Origin of the sequence: Streptomyces sp. NPDC086777, from assembly GCF_040702065.1 — a bacterium.
In the GTDB taxonomy this organism is placed as follows: Bacteria; Actinomycetota; Actinomycetes; order Streptomycetales; family Streptomycetaceae; genus Streptomyces.
Map to the genome: position 1 here is coordinate 395,658 of NZ_JBFBJI010000004.1, position 18,808 is coordinate 414,465.

16 protein-coding genes, 1 tRNA gene and 4 pseudogenes are annotated in these 18,808 nt (G+C 68.6%); 17 read left to right on the top strand and 4 right to left on the bottom strand.

Going from position 1 to position 18,808, the window contains the following annotated elements:
* The first annotated feature begins 56 nt into the window (after positions 1–56).
* From AB0472_RS08685 to AB0472_RS08715, 7 genes and pseudogenes are all read left to right on the top strand, one after another.
* Positions 57–701: a DUF4956 domain-containing protein gene (locus AB0472_RS08685; protein ID WP_366354601.1), complete on the top strand. Its 645-nt coding sequence runs from the start codon at positions 57–59 to the stop codon at positions 699–701.
* Positions 698–1,555, top strand: a complete 858-nt coding sequence (locus AB0472_RS08690) for a polyphosphate polymerase domain-containing protein (RefSeq protein ID WP_366354603.1) — start codon at positions 698–700, stop codon at positions 1,553–1,555. Before AB0472_RS08685 ends, AB0472_RS08690 begins: the two co-directional genes overlap by 4 nt.
* On the top strand, positions 1,552–2,406 hold the full coding sequence (locus AB0472_RS08695) for a phosphatase PAP2 family protein (RefSeq protein ID WP_366354605.1): 855 nt from the start codon (positions 1,552–1,554) through the stop codon (positions 2,404–2,406). Before AB0472_RS08690 ends, AB0472_RS08695 begins: the two co-directional genes overlap by 4 nt.
* Before the next feature lie 328 nt (positions 2,407–2,734).
* Positions 2,735–3,220, top strand: a pseudogene (locus AB0472_RS08700) (HAD-IC family P-type ATPase); the annotation flags it as partial.
* Positions 3,221–3,222: 2 nt separating this feature from the next.
* Positions 3,223–3,630 (top strand): annotated as a pseudogene (locus tag AB0472_RS08705) (site-specific integrase); the annotation flags it as partial.
* A 94-nt stretch (positions 3,631–3,724) separates the two neighbouring features.
* Entirely contained in the window at positions 3,725–4,213 is a 489-nt protein-coding gene (locus AB0472_RS08710) for a hypothetical protein (RefSeq protein ID WP_366354607.1), read from the top strand.
* Positions 4,214–4,224: 11 nt separating this feature from the next.
* A complete protein-coding gene (locus tag AB0472_RS08715; protein WP_366354608.1) occupies positions 4,225–4,932 on the top strand; it encodes a hypothetical protein in 708 nt (235 codons plus the stop codon).
* Positions 4,933–5,295: 363 nt separating this feature from the next.
* Here AB0472_RS08715 and AB0472_RS08720 read toward each other — a convergent pair whose 3' ends face one another.
* Positions 5,296–5,931 carry a hypothetical protein gene (locus AB0472_RS08720; RefSeq protein WP_366354610.1) on the bottom strand — a complete coding sequence of 212 codons (636 nt, stop codon included), beginning with the start codon at positions 5,929–5,931 and terminating at the stop codon, positions 5,296–5,298.
* 941 nt (positions 5,932–6,872) lie between these two features.
* Here AB0472_RS08720 and AB0472_RS08725 point away from each other — a divergent pair.
* From AB0472_RS08725 to AB0472_RS08750, 6 genes and pseudogenes are all read left to right on the top strand, one after another.
* On the top strand, positions 6,873–9,257 hold the full coding sequence (locus tag AB0472_RS08725) for a right-handed parallel beta-helix repeat-containing protein (RefSeq protein WP_366354612.1): 2,385 nt from the start codon (positions 6,873–6,875) through the stop codon (positions 9,255–9,257).
* Positions 9,258–9,351: 94 nt separating this feature from the next.
* Positions 9,352–9,546, top strand: a complete 195-nt coding sequence (locus AB0472_RS08730) for a hypothetical protein (RefSeq protein ID WP_366354614.1) — start codon at positions 9,352–9,354, stop codon at positions 9,544–9,546.
* Between the two features lie 292 nt (positions 9,547–9,838).
* Complete coding sequence (locus AB0472_RS08735; protein ID WP_366354616.1) at positions 9,839–10,030, top strand: hypothetical protein; 192 nt, start codon at positions 9,839–9,841, stop codon at positions 10,028–10,030.
* 30 nt (positions 10,031–10,060) lie between these two features.
* Positions 10,061–10,723: pseudogene (locus tag AB0472_RS08740) on the top strand (tyrosine-type recombinase/integrase); the annotation flags it as partial.
* A 496-nt stretch (positions 10,724–11,219) separates the two neighbouring features.
* Positions 11,220–11,420 (top strand): annotated as a pseudogene (locus AB0472_RS08745) (IS481 family transposase); the annotation flags it as partial.
* Positions 11,421–11,978: 558 nt separating this feature from the next.
* Positions 11,979–12,353, top strand: a complete 375-nt coding sequence (locus AB0472_RS08750; protein ID WP_366354618.1) for a hypothetical protein — start codon at positions 11,979–11,981, stop codon at positions 12,351–12,353.
* 17 nt (positions 12,354–12,370) lie between these two features.
* On the opposite strand, the gene AB0472_RS08755 is transcribed toward AB0472_RS08750, so the two are convergent.
* Complete coding sequence (locus tag AB0472_RS08755; RefSeq protein WP_366354620.1) at positions 12,371–14,728, bottom strand: arylsulfatase; 2,358 nt, start codon at positions 14,726–14,728, stop codon at positions 12,371–12,373.
* 204 nt (positions 14,729–14,932) lie between these two features.
* Here AB0472_RS08755 and AB0472_RS08760 point away from each other — a divergent pair, with 204 nt between their 5' ends.
* A complete protein-coding gene (locus tag AB0472_RS08760; protein WP_366354622.1) occupies positions 14,933–15,274 on the top strand; it encodes a DUF202 domain-containing protein in 342 nt (113 codons plus the stop codon).
* 823 nt (positions 15,275–16,097) lie between these two features.
* Here AB0472_RS08760 and AB0472_RS08765 read toward each other — a convergent pair.
* Positions 16,098–16,171 (bottom strand) — tRNA-Gly (locus AB0472_RS08765).
* A 283-nt stretch (positions 16,172–16,454) separates the two neighbouring features.
* On the opposite strand from AB0472_RS08765, the gene AB0472_RS08770 reads away from it, so the two are divergent.
* The 3 genes from AB0472_RS08770 to AB0472_RS08780 all read left to right on the top strand — a co-directional run bounded on the left by AB0472_RS08770 (position 16,455) and on the right by AB0472_RS08780 (position 17,796).
* Positions 16,455–16,616: a hypothetical protein gene (locus AB0472_RS08770; protein WP_177233016.1), complete on the top strand. Its 162-nt coding sequence runs from the start codon at positions 16,455–16,457 to the stop codon at positions 16,614–16,616.
* A gap of 87 nt (positions 16,617–16,703) precedes the next feature.
* Positions 16,704–17,279, top strand: a complete 576-nt coding sequence (gene dcd / locus AB0472_RS08775) for a dCTP deaminase (RefSeq protein ID WP_351956638.1) — start codon at positions 16,704–16,706, stop codon at positions 17,277–17,279.
* Positions 17,280–17,289: 10 nt separating this feature from the next.
* The gene (locus AB0472_RS08780) at positions 17,290–17,796 is read left to right on the top strand and encodes a phosphoribosyltransferase (protein ID WP_366354624.1); all 507 of its coding nucleotides are present in this window, start codon (positions 17,290–17,292) and stop codon (positions 17,794–17,796) included.
* Positions 17,797–17,864: 68 nt separating this feature from the next.
* Here AB0472_RS08780 and AB0472_RS08785 read toward each other — a convergent pair whose 3' ends face one another.
* On the bottom strand, positions 17,865–18,806 hold the full coding sequence (locus AB0472_RS08785; RefSeq protein WP_366354626.1) for a YIP1 family protein: 942 nt from the start codon (positions 18,804–18,806) through the stop codon (positions 17,865–17,867).
* Positions 18,807–18,808 lie beyond the last annotated feature (2 nt).

The following is an 18,808-nucleotide window of genomic DNA, read 5'->3' on the forward strand; positions in this document are numbered from 1 at the left end:
TGCTCCGCGGACCGCGACCAGTCCCCGTTTGACGCGCCGTGACGGAAGGGACCCCCATGCACGCATCGGTGCTCGCCGCCAAAGGCATCACCGCCCACCTCACGGTCACCGATCTGATGACCCGCGGCGGTCTCGACGTCCTCGCCCTGCTGCTCCTGGTCGGCTGGCTCTACCGGCGCCGGCCCAGCGTGCCCGCGATGCCGCTGGTGCTGGCCGCGCTCAACATCGGCCTGTTCGCCGCGATGAGCACGATCAGCGCCGGCAAGTTCCCGGCCGGGGTCGGGTTCGGGCTGTTCGGCATCCTCTCCCTGGTCCGGCTGCGCAGCGCGGCGTTCACCCTCCGGGACGTCGCCTACACCTTCGTCAGCCTGGTGATCGCCCTGTGCACGGGTCTGCCGCAGCGGCAGACCTGGCTCGTGGTCGCGCTGGACGTGGTGGTGCTCATCGCCGTCCTCGTGGTCGACGACCCCACGTCGTACGAGCCGCCGACCCGGACCGTGAAACTCACCCTCGACCGGATATACACGGACCCCGCCGTGATCGCCCCCGACGTGGCCTTCCGCTTCGGTCAGGCGCCGCTGTCGGTGGTTGTGGACGAGGTCGACTACGTCCGTGAGACCACCCGGGTCTCTGCTCGTTACCCTGCCGAGCCGGCCGTCGCAACGGATTCCGAGCCGAGTGAGCCGGTGATGGCGCCATGACCGTCGCCCCGCCCCTCACCATGCCCCTCGCGGCCCGGCTGGGTCTGGCGGAGCTGCGCGGCGCGTCCCTCGCCGAGGTGGACGCGGCGGCGGCGCTCCAGCACCGTGTCGACCGCAAGTACCTGGTCCCGCTCGACCGGGCGCGCCATCTCGTCGCGCGCCTCGCCGACAGCCACCACGTCCTCGACCTGGGCGACGACCGTCGTACGACGAACTACTTCAGTACGTACTTCGACACCCCGGAGCTGGGCGCCTGGCGGGCCCACGTCCAGCAGCGGCGTCGGCGCTGGAAGGTCCGCACCCGCCTGTACGCCGAGGACGGCCTGTGCCGGGTGGAGGTGAAGACGAAGGACGGCCGCGGCGCCACGGTCAAGCACGCCCTGCGGATCCCGGCCGCCGAGTACGGCGAACTGACCAGCCCCGCGGCCGAGTTCGTCGAGTCGGTGCTGGAGCAGACCGGTGTCCCTGTCACGGTCAAGGAGCTGTCCGCCGCAGTAGAGGTCCGCTACGTCCGCGCGGCTCTCGCCGATCTCCGCCACGGCAGCCGCGTCACCCTCGACTCCACCCTCAGCTGCGGTCGCGACGACCGGACCGTCGCGCTCGACCCCGGGCACGTCCTGATCGAGACCAAGGGCGGAGCACGCCCCGCCCTCGCCGACCGCCTGCTGCTGGGCATGGGGGTCCGGCCGGTCTCGCTCAGCAAGTACGTCATCGGCCAGTCCCTGCTCACCCCGGGCCTGCCCGACCACGACGTACGCCGTCTCGCCCGCGCCCACTTCACCACCGAGGCGCATCCGGCACCGCTCCCGGCACAGCCCCCGGCACCGCTTCCCGAAGGGATCCCCGCCGCATGAACGTCCTGCGCGGCATCAAATGGCGCTACCCGCTGATCGCACTGCTCGCCGTCGCGGCCGTGGGCATCAGCACCCTGCGACCGCAGTTGGTCACGGCTGTCACCTCCGCGGTGAACAACCCGAGCGCAACGGACCTGATCAAGCAGGACCCGCCGCCCAGGCTTTTCACCGACGCCGAGATCGCGGCGATCGCCAAGGCGGCCGATGCCCAGCGCACAAAGGCCGACGCCCTCTTCGCCCGATGGGCGAAGGCCCACGGCACCACCCGCGACGACAAGGCGTTCACCGCCTGGGCGGCGCAACAGGTCCCGGCCCCGCCGTCGGCGAAGCAGCGCACCGCCGAACTCCGTCAGGACCAGGCCCTCGCCAAGACCCGCACCACGGCAGGGAAGAAGGCCGCGACCTGGCTGGAGCTGCACGGCAAGAAGGACGTCTGGCAGCTCTACCTCCACGACCAGCGTGAACTGATCCCCGTCGCGCGCGGCAAGACCGAGAAGGCCGAGCTGAAGGCGGCCCTGAAACTGGCCAAGACGATCAGCGATCAACTGGCGGCCAAGGACAAGCAGCCGGCCCCGTTCGTCCTCGACCCGACCCTGCGCCCGGACAAGCACATCCAGCCCGGCGCCAAGGGCCCCTACTCCTACCCCTCCCGGCACGCGACCCGCTCCGCCGCGGCCGTGACCTTCCTCAGCGCCCTGTCCCCGCACCGCGCCGCGGACTACCAGTGGATGCAGGACGAAGTCCTCTACTCCCGCCTCTACATGGCAGGCCACGTCACCAGCGACCTCACCGCCGGCACGCTGCTAGGCGACCTGATCGGCGACTACGAACTCGCCGTCAGCGGACACTGACCTGGCCGACACCCGCCGATCTGCCGAACCAGCAACTCACCGGAGGCGTCTCCATGCCCTCCGGCGCGGCACACGAGGACGCGGGATCGCACCGCTATTGACCATGGTTGATCGGTCTCATGGGCAGGTACGGGCAGGACCGCCCGGCCGGAGACGTCAGCAGCCGCGCCTCGCGGCCTAAAAACCGCCGAGCCCCGGCCGGGTGCTACTCGTCCAGCGATGGGAAGCTGGAAGGCACTGAGCTGGGGTTTCGCAAGGAAATGCGCTGACGCGGGAAAAAATCTTCTTCGTGGTTCTCACGGGTCAACGCCGTTCCCCAGGCTCATGTGCGGCACGGGAGAGGGGCCTGGCCCTGCTGGCGGCCGAGGGCTTCGGCTCGACGCCCGGCGTGGGAGTCCGGGCCACCGTGGGCTCCCGCCCGGTCGTGGTCGGAGCTCCCGCGCGGCTGCTCGCCGGCGCCGGGGACGCCGACTCGGCACGTGCGTCGGTCCTCGGCGCCGAGCTGGAGGACGGCGGCCGGACCGCCGTTCCGGTCATGGCGGACGGCAAGCCCCTCGGTGTCCTCGGGATCGCCGACCGTCTCCGCCCGGACGGCAGGTCCACCGTCGTCTCCCTGACGGCGCTGACCGGAACGGCACCTCTCCTGCTGACCGGCGACAATCCGCGCGCCGCGGCCCTGTTGGCCGCCGAGGTCGGCATCGCGGACGTACGCGCCGGGCTGCTCCCCGAGCACAAGGTGCGAGCGGTCCGGGAACTGGAGGAGTCCGGACGCAAGGTGATGGTCGTCGGTGACGGTGTCAACGACGCGCCCGCGCCCGTGGCGACCGGCGGGCTCCCGACGCTAGAGCGGTCAACTTCCGGACGTACGCCGAGAAGTGGGTCGAAGAGCGGGAACTGTCCGTACGTACCGTGGACCTGTACGAAGACCTCCTCAGGGTCCACATTTTCCCGGCCTTCGGCGCCCTCGACCTGGACGAGATCACCGCCCCTCGCGTCCGTGAGTGGCGCAGCGAGCGGCTCCGCGCAACCGGTGCAAAGACAACCGTCGCCAAGGCGTACCGCCTCGTCAAAGCCATCATGGAAACCGCCGTCGACGACGAACTGATCAGCCGCAACCCGTGCCGGATCAAGGGCGCGGGCAAGGAGTCAGCCGCCGAACGTCGTATCGCCACCGTCGCCCAGGTCGACGCCCTCGCCGACGCGATCGGCATCCGCTGGCGCCTCAAGACGGGGGCAGCTTCTCCTCGCTTCCGATGAGCAATACGTCCAGACCTTCGGAGCCGCCAGAGCAACCCAGCAGGGGCTCACTTACGAAGCCGTGGCCGGTTCGAACTCCGTGGCAGATTCCGCCGCGGCGGACGACACGAACAGGGCCGTCGCCGCTGCCGACTCCGATACCGGCGAGGGTGACGCGGCGGCAGACGATGATGCCGCGAGCAGCCACTGGAGCGTGGTGAAGTTCGTGGCCCATGACAAGGACGGGCGCTACATCCCAACCCGTCAGGGAAACCGGTTTTTCGGCTGGGTCCACTTCTCCGGACCGCACAACATCCACAGCGAGAAAGTCATCAGGGCAGCGGTGAACGAGCATCCCGAGCGAGGGAGCACGAGGACCCGCAAGGTGTACGGCGCCGTGCTGTACGACACCCTCGGGATCATTCTCGCCAAGGTCAAAATCATTGCGCAGTACCACTGGGAGACCAGCGACCGCAAGTACAAGCTCGCCGACACCGACGACAAGATCGGTGTGATCACGGCGTTCTGTCAGGGTGTCAACAAATGCCCGGACGCGTTGAACCGAGTATGACGGAGCACTCGATGGCATGGGACGAGACGGGCCTGTCCGGTCTGCAGGCCGGGCTGGCACACGAAATGCTCAGCCGTGTCACGGCCTTCATGTTCGGACCGGACGTCCGGCTGGTCCGAGGCGTGGTGATCTCTCCGGGCCGGCCCGGTGCCGGCCGCGTCGTCCTCTGGGACGGGCAGCGACTCGACAGCTCCGTCGCCTTCGACGTACCGCTCACGGACACCCAGGGCGGGAACATCCCCGCAGGGGACCTAGCAGCCGCGCTGCGCGGCGTGACGGCCGACCGCTCGGAACGCGAAATCTCGGAGGCACCGCGCGACGCCTTCGGGATCCCCGTGATAGACGCATCCGCCCTCGTTCAAGCCTTTGTCGCCGAGCCACGTTTCGAGGTTCCGGACGCACTGCACGCCGCGGCGGCCGCATTCTCCCTCCCTCCGGAGCCGGAAGAGCCTCCAGAACTGCGCCTGCGCGGCTTCTTCCTCCTCGACCGGACAACGTGCCGCCTCTACCTGGACACCCCCGAATCACAGGACGCACCCCCGTTCGGCATCGACCTCCCTCTCCAAGACGAGAAGGGCTCCGTCGCAGTCGGCGTAACAGCGGTGCACGCCGCGCTCCCGGTCCTTCTGCTGGGCGAGCTGGAACGCGTGCGCAAGGACGTCCACGACCCCTACTGCCACACCGTCTACGACTTGGCGGACTGGCTCTCCGGCAGCTGACCACTCGGTACCGAGAACCGCTTCGCACGTATCGACCCGCGCTTGGGGTGTCCATCAGCTCCCCGAGCGGACGGACCCACCAGGAAACTACGGCCATGCCGTACGACAGCGCCCTCGATCCAGACGGCCACCCCTTCGGCGCGAATCCGGCACGCGACAACTGATCACGACGGACAGCAAAAAGGCCCGGGTCTCTGACCTGGGCCTTCTCCATGGAGCGGGTGACGAGAATCGAACTCGCGCTCTCAGCTTGGGAAGCGACGGCGCTTGGATGGCGGCATGGCTTCTGACCTGCGGGTATGTCGCCCGGGGTGCAGTTTCGAGTGCTGGGTTCGCACCGCTGTTCACCGTGGTTGTCCGGTCTTATGGGCACGCTATGGGCACGCCTCCGCGTGGGGACGCCATGCGGGGCGGGACTGCTCCACTGCGGTTCCGCACCTGTGGATGCGGGACGTTCCCGACACATGGTCGCGGGCAGGAGCGTGCGAAGCCCGCCAGCAGTACGGCTTCCGCGTCCAGGATGGAGACCATGTGGTCTAGGAAGCGGTTGCGCACGGTGCGTTCCGCGACGGCGAGTCCGAAGGCTCGCCCCAACTCCCGTGCCTGCATGGCACAGCAGGAGAGTTCCGGACTCTGGCCCTCCTCGGACAGGGCCAGGTGGTCGCCGGGGCCGGTCGCCAGAGCCTGGCAGTACTTAAGCCCCTGCCAGTGTTCGGAGAGTCCTCTCCCACGTCCCTGACGGGCGAGTGCGGTCGCCCGCGCGAAGACGCCGAGCAGTTCCCAGGGCGTGGTGACGAGATCCTGCCGGCCGTCGCCCTGTAACGGACCGAGTTCGGGTTTACGGGAACTCGGCTCCTTCTCCTTGTGCTTGCGTGCGCGCTGTCGGTCGATGGCCGCGGCTGCCTTGTCCGTGTCCGTGACCAGAGCGGCGGTCGAATTGATACGGACGGGGATCTTCGTGCTGAGCCTGTCGAGTACCTCTTCCGTAGATGCTGACATGGCTCGGCACTGTACGAATGCGGATATGGGCGCACGCAAGTGTGCATGGGCGCCTGAAACCGTCTGGTGCAGCGCGCCTGCGCGGGGACGTCATGCCGAACGTGCTGTTTCCCGGGCCACGTGGCCCGCTCTCGGACGCCATCGTCACCGCCGACCCGGCGCCTTCCGTCATGGATGGGAGGGTCATCGCGCCCGCCGGTCCCCCGGCATCGCAGACGGACCAAACGGATGGCCGCACGATCAGCCTCAAGGCCAGTTCCGTCTCGGAACAGAGGGCCGTGCCGGCCGGTGGGAAGCGGTTGACACCTGCTGCCGCTATCTGAGCGGCCGCCTCGACATCACCGGCGCCCGCTGGGGCCTTCACAGCGCCGCAGCGGCCCTTGAACACCCCGCATTGATCGACAAAGGCGTTCTCGACACCTACTGGACTTACCACGCGCACCGCGAGCACTAGCGTCTCTGTCCTGCGCCTGGCCCGCGGGGATACGACCTCACCGCATGATCTGGAGATTCACTTCAGACGAACTGCACCCATCTCGGGTTTGGCTAATCCATGACCAGCTTCGGGACTGCCCGTGATGATTCGGGGGCTAAAATCCGGCCTCCGGGCCCCTCCGATGATATTTCAGATGTTCCCTGGAAGTGCCCATCTCTCCAGCCCATAGAGATACAAAAGGACACAATTGAAGAGAATTGCGGGGCCTTCCCGGGCCGCGGCTTTCGCGCTGCTGGGCCTGGCCCTCCCGGTTGCGTCCAGTGGCCCGGCCACGGCGGACACAGCGGCATCCAACGTGCTGTACGTCGCGAAGACGTCGACGTGTTCTGACACTGCGGCTGACAGCGGCAGCGAGGGGCGGCCGTTTTGCACGATCAGTGCCGCGGCGGGGGTCGTCGAGCCGGGCCAGACGGTGCTTGTCGAGGCGGGTGACTATCCGGAGTCGGTGACGATCACCCGCTCGGGTACCGCGGACGCGCCCATCACCTTCGTCTCCAACAACTCGTCGCTGAACATCGCTTACGTCAGGGGCCAGTCCACGACGCAGGGGGCGAATCCGGCGTTCACCGTCTCCGGCGCGGAGCATGTGGTACTCCGCGGCTTCTACACGACAGCCCCCGGCGGAGCTACCTCCGTGCTGATCGACCACTCCTCCGACGTCACCGTCGATCAGGCCGCCCTGAACAGCAGTACGGGCGCGTCGGCGATCCGGATCACCGGCACGTCCAGTGACGTCACACTGACCCGCACGAGCGTCACTCACCTCACCAACGGCAGCCCGGGCGTCGAGATCGACGCCGGCGCGTCGGGCACCGTGCTGAGCGCAGACAGCATCTTCAGCCCGTATGCGGCCAACCACGCGCCAGGCATCGCGGTTTCTGGCGCGCCCGGCACGGTCATCACCGGCGACACCGTGGTCGGCGACTGCGGGCAGGGCATTGTCCTGGCCGGGGATTCCTCCGGCTCGACGGTGAAGAACGACGTCGTCGAGGAGGCAGCCAACGGCTGGGGCTCCTCCCCTTCGGCCTGTGCATCGACGGTTGATGCGACCGCGATCTCGGTCGCCGACACTGCCACCTCCGGCACGAGCGTCGACGACAACGTGGTCGACCCCACCAGCGGCGGCTCCCTCTACTCGTGGGCGGGCACCGGCTATCCGGACGCGTCCTCCTTCGCGGCGGCCACCGGACAGGGCGGCGCCGACATCTCCGCCAGCCCCCAGCTGACCGCACAATCCACCGCGGGGCGGCAGTGGTTCAAGCCCGCCGGCTCCTCGCCCGTCATCGACTCCGCAGACCCCGGGGCGCCGGGCGAGACGGCCACGGACTTCTTCGGCAATCCCCGCGAGGACGACCCCTCGGTGTCCAACGCGTCGAGCGGCTACTACGACCGGGGCGCGGTGGAGTTGGTGGGCCCGGAGAGCGGCGGCGGCTACACGATTCAGCCGCTGGGCTCGCCGAATCCGCTGCAGGTCACCGTCACCACGACCGCCCCCACCCCCACCTGGACGGCCAATGGCCCCATCCACCGGGTGTATTCGTACGTCCCCGACGACGCCACCACCGGCTTCCCCATCGACACGGACGGCACGTTCACCTACACCTTCCACCGCGCAGGCGACCACGCGATCCACCGCTACGGCCCCTGGGGCGGCCCCTCCAGCGACAAGCACGTCGTCGTCGGTGCCGACTACACCCCGCTCACCCCGGTGCGGCTGCTGGACACCCGGCACGCCGTCGGGGTGACGACCACGACCCCCGTCGCCGCCGGAGCCGACCTCGTCCTGCCCGTCCCCAGCATCGCCGGCATCCCGGCCGCCGACGTCAGCGCGATCGTCGCCAACGTCACCGTCACCCAGCCCAGCGCCGCCGGGCACCTGACGCTCTACCCCCACAACGGACAGAGCCTTCCCACGGCGTCGAACCTCAACTTCATGGCCGGGCAGACGGTGGCGAACCTGGTGACGGTGCCGATGGGCGGCGATGCAGTGGTGATCCACAACGGCAGCAGCGGCATCGCCCACGTCCTGATGGACCTGCAGGGCTTCTACGGGCAGGCCGGTTCCGGCTTCAAGCCCGTCTCCCCGACCCGGGTCCTGGACACACGCTCCGGCCTCGGCACCTCGACGGCGAGAGCGATCAACGCCCACGCCTCCCTGTCCCTCAACCTGTCCGGACGCGTGCCGGCGGGCACCACGGCTGTGGTGCTCAACCTGACCGTCACCCGGCCGACCCAGCACGGCTACCTGACCGCCTACCCCGACGCAGGAACCATGCCGGGCGTGTCGAACCTGAACTTCACGACCGGGCAGACGGTCGCCAACCTGGCGATCGTCCCTGTCACCGACGGCAAGGTCGACTTCTACAACGGTAGCGGCGGCACCGTCCAGGTCGTCGCCGATCTGGAAGGCTTCTTCGGCTCGGCAGCCGCCGGGGCGAACCAGTCCTATGTCCCCTTCGGGCCCGCCCGTCTCGTCGACACCCGCGCTGACGCCGATATCCCGGGACCCGTCCCGGCCTACGGAAGCATCGGCTTCGCCCCGCAGTGGCACACCGACTGCACAGCCAGCTGCCCCCGGCCGGCCGGCGCAGTGCTCAACGTGACCGCGACGCAGCCGCAGAAGAACGGCTTCCTCACCGTCTACCCCAACGAGCAGACGGTGCCGAACGCCTCCAACCTGAACTTCACCGCGGGGCAGACCGTGCCCAACCTGGTGTCGGTCGCCGACCCCGGCCTGATGATCGGCGTCTACAACCACAGCAGCGGCAGCATGCAGGTCATCGTGGACGAGGAGGGCTACTACATCGCCCCGCAGACCTGGGCCAACTAAAGCGACACCAGTAGCTCAGTGCGCCCGCCGGACATCCCCTTTCCGGCGGGCCCGAAACCATCCAGGCACCGAACGACGGTGCTTGGATGGCGTCATGGATGCTGACCCGTGCTGGTCCATGGCCCACATGGAGGGCGTCTACAACGGTTTCCAGCGCCTGGTGGCCGACGGCCAGCTGATCGGTCTGGACACCGACGCACTGGGCACCGAACAGACACTCGCGCGGGTACGTGCTCGCATCGACGAACTGCACCTCGAACGTGCGGGGCAGCGGAGCCTGGCATCGTGACCGGCCACCTGACCACGACTCTGCTGGCCCGGCGGCCCTTTCGCTCGGGCCAGCGCGGGGACGGCACTCCATTGGCCAACTACTTCGACGGCCGTCGCCTTCTCGGTGAACCGCGCATGCCCGCCGCGCTCGCCGACGAGCTCTACCTCGCGAACGCGGGACGGACGCCGACCCGACCGCCGGAGAGGTGGCGGCCGGAGCCCAGTTGGCCACCGCGGTGGCACTGGCCAGTGTCCGGCACGACCGGATGTTGGAGTCCCGCGGAATTCGTCGCGTGCGCAAGGAGTAGGGTGTGTCGGCACTCCTGACCAGCCCCGCCCCGGCCGCCTCGCGAGTCTCGGTGGTAGACGACGTCGCGGATACTGGAGCCGGCGGTCTGCACTGCGTCGAGGCTCTGCGCGAGGCTGGGCACGAGGTGGTCGGTGTGTTCGCACCCCGGACCGCAGCCAAGGCGTCGCCGATGCGCTCGCACGCTCTGGTGTGACACTCACCTCGCTCTTCCGTTTGGAAGACGGTGGACGACGAGTTGATCACTCGCAATCCGTGCCGGATCAAGGGCGCCGGTAAGGAGAAGGCGGCTGAGCGGCGCATCGCCACCGTCGCCCAGGTCGACGCACTCGCCAACGCCGTGGGAATGCGCTGGCGGCTCATGGTCTACCTCGGTGCGTACGGTCCGATGCGGCCGGAAGAACTGGCCGGCCTCCGCCGCCGGGATGTCGACCTCGACAACCTGCGCGTCCGGGTTCGCCTCGCCGAGCCGGAGCGGATGAACGGGCGGCGCGTGCAAGGCGACACCAAGTCCGAGGCCGGAACCCGGACTGTGATTCTTCCCGCGTGCCTCCACCCGGAGCTCCGCCGGCATCTGGAGAGCTACGCCGAGCAAGGGATGGATGGGCTGCTCTTCGTGGGCGAGAAAGGTGCTCCCTTCCGGCGCAGCACCGTCGGGCGGAGGTGGCGGAAAGCGCGCGAGATCGTCGGCATGCCCGAAGGCTTCCGGTTCTACGATCTCCGACACACGGGGCACACACTGTCGACGCGCTCCGGGGCCACGCTCAAGGACACCATGGTCCGGGCCAGACAGTCCTCCGAGAAGGCGGCGCTGATCTATCAGCACTCCGACGACGAGCGGCAAGAGGAGGTTGCCGCCGGGCTGGACGCCACGGTCCGTAAGGCCCGGGCCGCTGCCGCGCAGTTTCCCTCCGGAGCGGGTGACGAGAATCGAACTCGCGCTCTCAGCTTGGGAAGCGACGGCGCTTGGATGGCGACACGGCTTCTGACCTGCTGGTATGCCGCCCGGGATGCAGTTTCGAGGGCTGGTTTCGCACCGCTGTTTACCGTGGTTGTCCGGTCTTATGGGCACGCTATGGGCCCGCCTCCGCGTGGGGACGCCATGCGGGGGCGGGACTGCTCCAATGCGGTTCTGCACCTGTGGATGCGGGCTGTGCCCGGCACATCGGCTTGCAGAAGCACACCCCTCCACGGGCACCTGACGGCCGGTGATCGACGAGACTTCCGGGCAGTACGCCCACTCGGCCGCCACAAGGCGTTCCGGGTACTCCCCGGTGACCTCCCGCTCCGACGCCGGCCCCCCGGCGGTCAAGTGCCCGCTGCCGCAAGGGCCTCGTGTCCTGCCCGCGACGAAGCATGTGCAGGACGGGTGTCTGCCGTCGCCCAGCGCCGGTGGCTTCGTGGTCGCCGGACAGCGCGTCCAGCTCGGCCGCGGTCATGCCCACCAGGTCGTCACCGCCCATCCGGACGAGACCAGCATCCGTGTCTTCCAGGGCACCGAGCTGATCACCACCGTCCCCCGCATCACCAGGAAGGAGGTGGTCGTGCGCAACTCCGGCGAACACAACCGCCGGAAGATCGTCTAGGGCAGACGTCAAGCATCACCCGACGCCAACCCGTCAACCATCAACTGAGGCTGGACACTCGTGGCTTCTCTCTCAAGTTCAGCGAGTTGAAACTGATTCCCTGGTTGCGCACAGTGCCGTTGCGGGCGTGATGGAGTTCATGTCTTTGGTTCGGAGCCCTGGTGGGCGTGCGCCGTCACGTCTGGGCCGCCACCGAGAGAGATCGAATGTCTCTCAAGCCGATGCGGTCAGTGGCAGTGCCGGATGATCCAGCGGGCGCCGCGGTTCGCTCCGTACCAGCGGTGGCGTGCGCGAGGTCCTTTGCCCGGTGGTGCAGTTCCTCGATCAAGCTCGGTGCTGGGGCGGCTGTGGCGGCCACGCGCTGGTAGGCGGCCTCTGCCGCAGCCCACGCTTCGGCGAGGCTCACGGCCTGTGAGGGGGCTGGGTGGTTCATGTCCACCCCCGGGGTCGACCAACAAAGTGGTGGACTGTCAACCGCGCTCGCTCGTCTCAGGTGCGGCCGGCGCTCTTCGTGAGGTAGCTCACCGCCCGGTGGATTCGGCGTGCCGGCTGCCTACCATGGGCGCCATTGAGCGCTTTGCCCGGTTTCATTCGACGGAAGGGAGGGGCGGGATGGTGTGGCTGGTTGCCCCGGACGACGTCCGTGTGATCTCGGTGCGTGAGGCGCTGGCGCCGTACGCGTGGCAGTCGCTCCGCCCTGAGGCGCTGTGCCGGCGAGCGCTGGCGGCTATGGACCGCGTGGACGTCCATCGGCCCCTTTCTGGCACGGATGAGCGTCTGGCTGCGCTGTCGGCTTTCCTGGACGGTCGCCCGTGGCGGTCACTCACGGTCCAGGCTCTGAGCCGGCAGCTGGTCAGCGCCGCTGAGAGATGGCGGCAGGAGCAGGCTTGGCTCGATATTCAGCTGGGCCTGCTCCTGGACGACGCCGGCTGAGCGGTCGCCGCTCGGCCCTACTGCCGGGCCATGTGCATGCGCATCTCGCTGTTCATATCGGTGATCAGCTCTCCGGACAGGTCGACCGTCACGCTGTGCAGGGTGCCGGTGAACGGGAACGGTGAGGTGTAGTCCGGGTCCACGGCGGAGCCCGGGTTGCGGCCGCATGTCAGGCCGCCGGGGTTGAACATGACCGGGGTGGTGACGGGGAAGTCCGTCTCGGCCGCGAGTTGGCGGTCGATGTAGAGCTGGGCCTTGCCCGGGGTGCCTTTGCCGTGCAGGATGTCGGGCTTGCCGGTGGGTTCGAACTCGAACCGCAGCTCGTGGCGGCCCTCGGGGACGGGGTCCGCTCCGGTCAGGCGGTACAGGGCGCGGCGGACGTAGTTGTGGGTGTAGTGCAGTCGGCCGTCCTTGATGAACAGCGTCCAGCCGCCGGCGTCGGTGCCCTGGCAGACCAGTACGCCGTCGGCGCCCGCCGGGAGGTCGACGTCGACGGTGACGCTGTGCGGGCGGTTGAGCACGCGCGGGGTGACCGCGGAAGGCAGGCTCTGGGTGCCGGGGCGGAAGGTGTAGCTGGTACGGGTCTCGGTGATCTGCGGGCGTTGTGTCATCATCCGCTGCACGGCGCTGCCGTCGATGGGCAGCACGTTGTACTTGCCGGCCTCGACGTACCACAGGGCGACCATCTCCACCAGCTTGTCGCGCTGCTCGGCGGCCAGGTCGCGGGTCTCGGCGAAGTCCTCGTCCACGTGGTACAGCTCCCAGTGATGGGCATCCAGGTCGGTGAGGTCCTGCACGGTGATCGGGGTGCCGAAGGGGCGACCGGCCTCGGCGAACGAGGGGCCGGGCCACGGGCATACCGCTCGCCAGCCGTCGTGGTCGATGGCACGGTGCCCGATCATCTCGAAGTACTGCGTGTGGTGGTTGCTGGGTGCGTCGGCGTCGTCGAAGGTGCGGGCGAAGCTCACGCCGTGCAGCGGCGCCTGCGTCACCCCCCGGATGGTGGACGGCGGCTCGATGCCCAGGGCGTCGAGCACCGTGGGGACCATGTCGACGAGGTGCGCGTACTGGGTGCGGATCTCCCCGCGTGCTCTGATCCCGCTGGGCCAGTGGACCAGGAACGGGTCGCTGGCGCCGCCGCGGTAGGTCTCCCTCTTCCACCTTCTGAAGGGGGTGTTGCCGGCCCAGGTCCAGCCCCACGGGTAGTGGTTGAAGGTGGTGGGGCCGCCGAGTTCGTCGATGGAGCGCAGGCTGTCCTCCAGCGGCTCAGGGGCGTTGTTGAAGAACTGGGCCTCGTTGGCGGTGCCGGTGACGCCGCCCTCCGGGCTGGCGCCATTGTCGGACACCACCATGATCAGGGTGTTGTCGAACTCGCCGATCTCCTTCAGGAAGGCGAGCAGGCGCCCGATGTGGTGGTCGGTGTGGCTGAGGAACCCCGCGTAGACCTCCATCATCCGTGCCGCCAGGCGCCGTGCGTCCGGGCTCAACGAGTCCCACTCGGGCACGTCCGGGTCGTGGCGGGAGAGCCGGGCGTCCGCGGGGGCGACGCCGAGTTCCTTCTGACGGGCGAAGGCGGCCTCTCGGTAGGCGTCCCAGCCCTCGTCGAACCGGCCCCGGTAGTGGTCCGCCCACTCCTTGGGCACGTGGTGAGGGGCGTGGGTCGCGCCGGTGGACAAGTTCAGGAAGAACGGCTTGTCCGGGGCGACCTGCTTGGCGTCGGCAACGAATGCCATCGCCTTGTCCACCAGGTCGGGGGTCAGGTGGTAGCCCTGCTCGGGTGTGGCCGGCGGCTCGATCTGGTGGTTGTCGTAGACCAGTTCCGGATACCACTGGCTGGTGTCGCCGCCCAGGAAGCCGTAGAACCGCTCGAAGCCGCGCCCCAGCGGCCAGCGGTCGTACGGGCCGGCCGCAGACTCCTGCTCGGAGGGCATCAGATGCCACTTGCCGACCATGTAGGTGTTATAGCCGTGCTGGAGCAGCATTTCCGAGACGAAGCCGTTCTCGAACGGTATCTGCCCGTTGTAGCCCGGGAAACCGGTGGACATCTCGGTCACACCGGCCATTCCGTTCGCATGGTGATTACGACCGGTGATGATGCACGACCGCGATGGTGAACACAGGGCCGTGGTGTGCATGTTGTTGTACAGCAGCCCGCCTTGGGCCAGGGAGTCCAGGTTGGGGGTGGCGATCGGACTGCCGTAGCACCCCAGTTGCCCGTACCCGGTGTCGTCCAGCACGATGAACATCACGTTCGGTGCACCCGGCGTCGCCCGCAGTGGCTGCGGCCACGCAGGCTGCGACTCCTCCGCGGTCCGTCCGATCACCCCCGGAAAAACCGCCCCCGGCCGGTACTCCTTCCACGACGGCTGCGACATGAGGCCCTCCGTCCCCGCCGGCCTGCGCCCAGCGCCATGGGTCGGCACTTTTCTCCGGGTTTGTTCGGGGCATGGACGACACGCGCCTCCGAATACGGCGATCGGCCGGACCGGCCTCCGGGCTCCCCTGTGTCCGGCTGCGGTGCGACGGCACACCATCCACACTAAGAACACAAGGCCACCTCTGCCACTGCAGGAGGAGGCATGAAAGGCACCGGCACACCGCGCCCCAACGCCGGCAGCACCGCCCGCGACCACCTGGCCAACGAACGTACCTACCTGGCCTGGCTGCGTACCGGTATCAGCGTCTCCTCGCTCGGCATAGCGATCGCCAAATTCGCCCCACACCGAGGTGAGCGGGCCGTCGCCGCAGGAGTGATCCTTCTTTTCGCCGGTCTCCTGGTGGCCGCCTACGGCACCTGGCGCTATCGGGATGTCGACCGTCAACTCGATGCTGGGCTCTTCACCCCTGCCGGCTTCACCGCCATCGTCACTGCCGGCGCTGTCACCTTCCTCGCTCTGATCGCCCTCCTCGTCCTCGTCTGACCGCCAGGCCCGCCGGGGAAAGGAAGTTCCAACCTGCCCTATCCTCTGTGGCCGATGTGGCGTCGGAGTCTCCGAGGCCGTCAGGGAAATCGGTGCCGAGTCGCAGGTGGACAGCGCTCGGGTGGATGGCCGGCACAAGAGGAACCTGTACTGCCTGCGCTTCGTCGCTCAACCTGGGCGCCTCCGTTCGGAGGGGCTTGCATGCGGCCTCGTGCTGCTGGTCCGTTCAGGAGTCCCAAGCACAGGAGCCCAGGCCGAGCAGCAGGGCGAGGGTGACGACGCCGAGGCCGACGTGCATCCTCCGCCGCTCTCGTTCAGCCCGCAGTCTTGCCCTCTCGACTCGGGCTTCTGCCTCCGCCTTTGCCGCTTCGCGCTCGGCCCGTGTCGCGTGATGGCGGCAGCCCCGGCCGATCTCTTGGGGGAGCTCGCACGGCGTCCCCTTCTTTGTGGGGCGCCCGCACCGCGGCGATGGCCGGCCTCTTCGAGAGCGGCTGTACCTGGGGGACATTCGCGCATTGTGAACCACCAGCTCGCCTGGCCGGGGCAGAACGGTCGAAGCAGGGCTGGCGCAGTCGAGGCCCGGCGCCATCCTTCAAGTCGCCTTTTGCGACGGTGACTTGTTCACCGTTTGCTCGACCTGTGACCGGGGTCACTCAAAATGCGCCTCGCCATTCGAGACACTCCGGCGCTGCCGAGGCCGAGCTGGCGCTCCAGGACCCCCTGAAGGCCGTTTGACCTGCACTTAGGGCACGCAGAGGGCACGCCACCCTCAAATTGGACTAGACAACAAACAAACCCCAGGCCAATGACCTGGGGTTTCCACTGGAGCGGGTGACGAGAATCGAACTCGCGCTCTCAGCTTGGGAAGCTGATGTTCTACCATTAAACTACACCCGCGTAAGACGCCGAGCTGGTCGGTGTCTGAATGCTCGCTCACTGTACCCCATGACGGACCCCCGGTGCTCGGACCGTGGGGTTCGTGTGCGTTTCGAGGGGTGGGGCGGGGGTGGGATCCGGGTGCGGGCGGCCGGAGTTGGGGCGTACGGTGGAGGTGTGGGAGAGGGGCCCGGCAGGCCGGAGTGCCGCCTGGAGAGCCGTCCCTTTGATCCCGTAATGTGGCTTTCCGTCGTCACGGCAGCAAGCCCGACGCGGCTCCTGGGGAAGGGACTTAAGGGACTTGATGGAACGCACCGTCGTCCGCTGTGCCGAAGGGCACGTGTTCAGCACCGCTTCGTTCCCGATGCAGCAGGCCGAGCGGCTCGGCCCCGGCAGGCTCGTGCGGTGTCCCAAGTGCGCCCGGCTGCGCAGCGTCGTGCCGGTCGCACTGGAGAAGCAGCAGTAGCGGAAGAAGGACGGAAACAGCAGCAGCACGGGCGCGCGGACTCGTCACGATTGTCATGGGTCCGCGCGCCTTGCGTATCCTCGGGGCGTGCTTCTCTCAGACAAGGACATCCGGGCCGAGATCGACGCCGGGCGGGTACGGATCGATCCCTACGACGAAACCATGGTGCAGCCGTCGAGCATCGACGTCCGGCTGGACCGTTTCTTCCGGGTGTTCGAGAACCACCGGTACCCGCACATCGACCCCTCCGTCGAGCAGCCGGACCTCACTCGGCTCGTGGAGCCCGAGGGCGACGAGCCCTTCATCCTCCACCCCGGTGAGTTCGTGCTCGCCTCGACGTACGAGGTCATCAGCCTGCCCGACGATCTCGCCTCCCGGCTGGAGGGGAAGTCCTCGCTCGGGCGGCTCGGACTGGTCACGCACTCCACCGCCGGGTTCATCGACCCCGGGTTCAGCGGGCACGTCACCCTCGAGCTGTCCAACCTCGCGACCCTCCCCATCAAGCTGTGGCCGGGCATGAAGATCGGGCAGCTGTGCATGTTCCGGCTCTCCTCCCCCGCCGAGCACTCCTACGGCAGTGAGCGCTACGGCTCCCGCTACCAGGGGCAGCGCGGACCCACCGCCTCCCGCTCCTACCTCAACTTCCATCGGACGCAGGTGTGAGGGACCGGTCATGAGCAGCGACAGTCCCGTGCGGGAGAACCTCACCTACGAGCAGTTCGGCGTCGCCGTGCGCGAGCTCGCGCAGACCATCGCCGACGACGGGTTCGAGCCCGACATAGTGCTCAGCATCGCGCGCGGCGGCGTCTTCGTCGCCGGCGGGCTCGCCTACGCCCTCGACTGCAAGAACCTGCACCTGGTGAACGTCGAGTTCTACACCGGGGTGGGGACGACCCTCGAAATGCCGGTCATGCTCGCGCCCGTCCCCAACGTCATCGACTTCAGCGACAAGAAGGTCCTGATCACGGACGACGTCGCCGACACCGGCCGGACGCTGAAGCTGGTCCGCGACTTCTGCCTCGAAACGGTCGCCGAGGTACGGTCCGCGGTGATCTATGAGAAGTCCCACTCCCTCGTGAAGTGCGAGTACGTGTGGAAGCGGACCGATGACTGGATCAACTTCCCGTGGTCCGTGCAGGCTCCCGTCGTGAAGAGGGACGGGCAGGTTCTCGACGCCTGAGCGCGGACAGGAACGCGGACGAGGGGCCCCGGCAGCAGTGCCGGGGCCCCTCGTCCGTGTGGGCGGTGCTAGAACGTGCCCAGCTTCACGATCGACAGCAGGGCGATCAGCTGGATCGCCGACGCGCCCAGGGCCTTCGGCCACGGCAGGTCGTGGGACTTGCCGACCATGAGGGTGAGCAGGACGCCCGCCGCGACCCAGGTGGCCCAGCCGAGGAGCTGGACGAAGCCCGCGTTGCCGCCGAAGAACATGGCGAAGAGCAGGCGGGGGGCGTCGGTGATGGACATGATCAGCATGGAGAGGCCGACCGTCGGCTGCCAGGCCCCGTCGCCGCCGAGCTGGCGGGCCAGGGTGTGGGTCACCACGCCCAGGACGAAGGACGACAGCACCATCGCGATGGCCGTCACCAGGACGATCGGGACCGCGTTGGTGAGGGTGGCGTTGATCGCGTCCGCGCGGGCACCGTCGAAGCCGAAGACCGCGAGCAGGCCGTAGAGGAAGGTCACGATGAGGGCGGGGCCCCACATCGCGTAGTCCCGCATCTGGAGGAAGGTCTGGTTCGGGGCCAGGACGATCCCCTTCAGCAGGTCCTTCCAGTGCAGGCGCGGGCCGATCGGGCCGGACGGCGCCGCCGAGCCCGCGTGGTAGGTCGCGCCCTGCGTGTAGCCCTCGGCCTCGTCGACGGAGAAGGACTGGGTGCTGCCCGGGTGGTTCGCCGCGTACGGGTCGGGGGCGCCGTAGCCGCCTGAGCCGTTGTCGTCGCCGAAGTACTCCGGGCCGTCGCCGGGCTGCGTACGGCCGGGGTGGCCGCCGCGCGCCTGCGCCTGCGGCCAGCCGGACGCGCCGCCGTGCTGCGGGTACGGCTGCGGGGCCGACGGGTATCCGTACGACGGCCCCGGCTGCCCCCCGTAGCTCTGGGGCGGCGTCTGCTGCCCGTACGCGGGTTGTTGCGGTCGCGCTTGCGGGGCGCGGTCGTCCCGGCCGCCGCGTCCGTTCCTGAATCCAGCCACGT

Excerpts from the sequence above, each read along its gene's own strand:
- AB0472_RS08760 (WP_366354622.1), top strand. The coding sequence starts at position 14,933 with ATGAAAGGCACCGGCACACCGCGCCCCAACGCCGGCAGCACCGCCCGC.
- AB0472_RS08770 (WP_177233016.1), top strand. The coding sequence starts at position 16,455 with ATGGAACGCACCGTCGTCCGCTGTGCCGAAGGGCACGTGTTCAGCACC.
- AB0472_RS08720 (WP_366354610.1), bottom strand. The coding sequence starts at position 5,931 with ATGTCAGCATCTACGGAAGAGGTACTCGACAGGCTCAGCACGAAGATC.
- AB0472_RS08750 (WP_366354618.1), top strand. The coding sequence starts at position 11,979 with ATGGGCGCCATTGAGCGCTTTGCCCGGTTTCATTCGACGGAAGGGAGG.
- AB0472_RS08685 (WP_366354601.1), top strand. The coding sequence starts at position 57 with ATGCACGCATCGGTGCTCGCCGCCAAAGGCATCACCGCCCACCTCACG.
- AB0472_RS08715 (WP_366354608.1), top strand. The coding sequence starts at position 4,225 with ATGGCATGGGACGAGACGGGCCTGTCCGGTCTGCAGGCCGGGCTGGCA.
- AB0472_RS08690 (WP_366354603.1), top strand. The coding sequence starts at position 698 with ATGACCGTCGCCCCGCCCCTCACCATGCCCCTCGCGGCCCGGCTGGGT.
- AB0472_RS08755 (WP_366354620.1), bottom strand. The coding sequence starts at position 14,728 with ATGTCGCAGCCGTCGTGGAAGGAGTACCGGCCGGGGGCGGTTTTTCCG.
- AB0472_RS08730 (WP_366354614.1), top strand. The coding sequence starts at position 9,352 with ATGGATGCTGACCCGTGCTGGTCCATGGCCCACATGGAGGGCGTCTAC.
- AB0472_RS08780 (WP_366354624.1), top strand. The coding sequence starts at position 17,290 with ATGAGCAGCGACAGTCCCGTGCGGGAGAACCTCACCTACGAGCAGTTC.
- AB0472_RS08695 (WP_366354605.1), top strand. The coding sequence starts at position 1,552 with ATGAACGTCCTGCGCGGCATCAAATGGCGCTACCCGCTGATCGCACTG.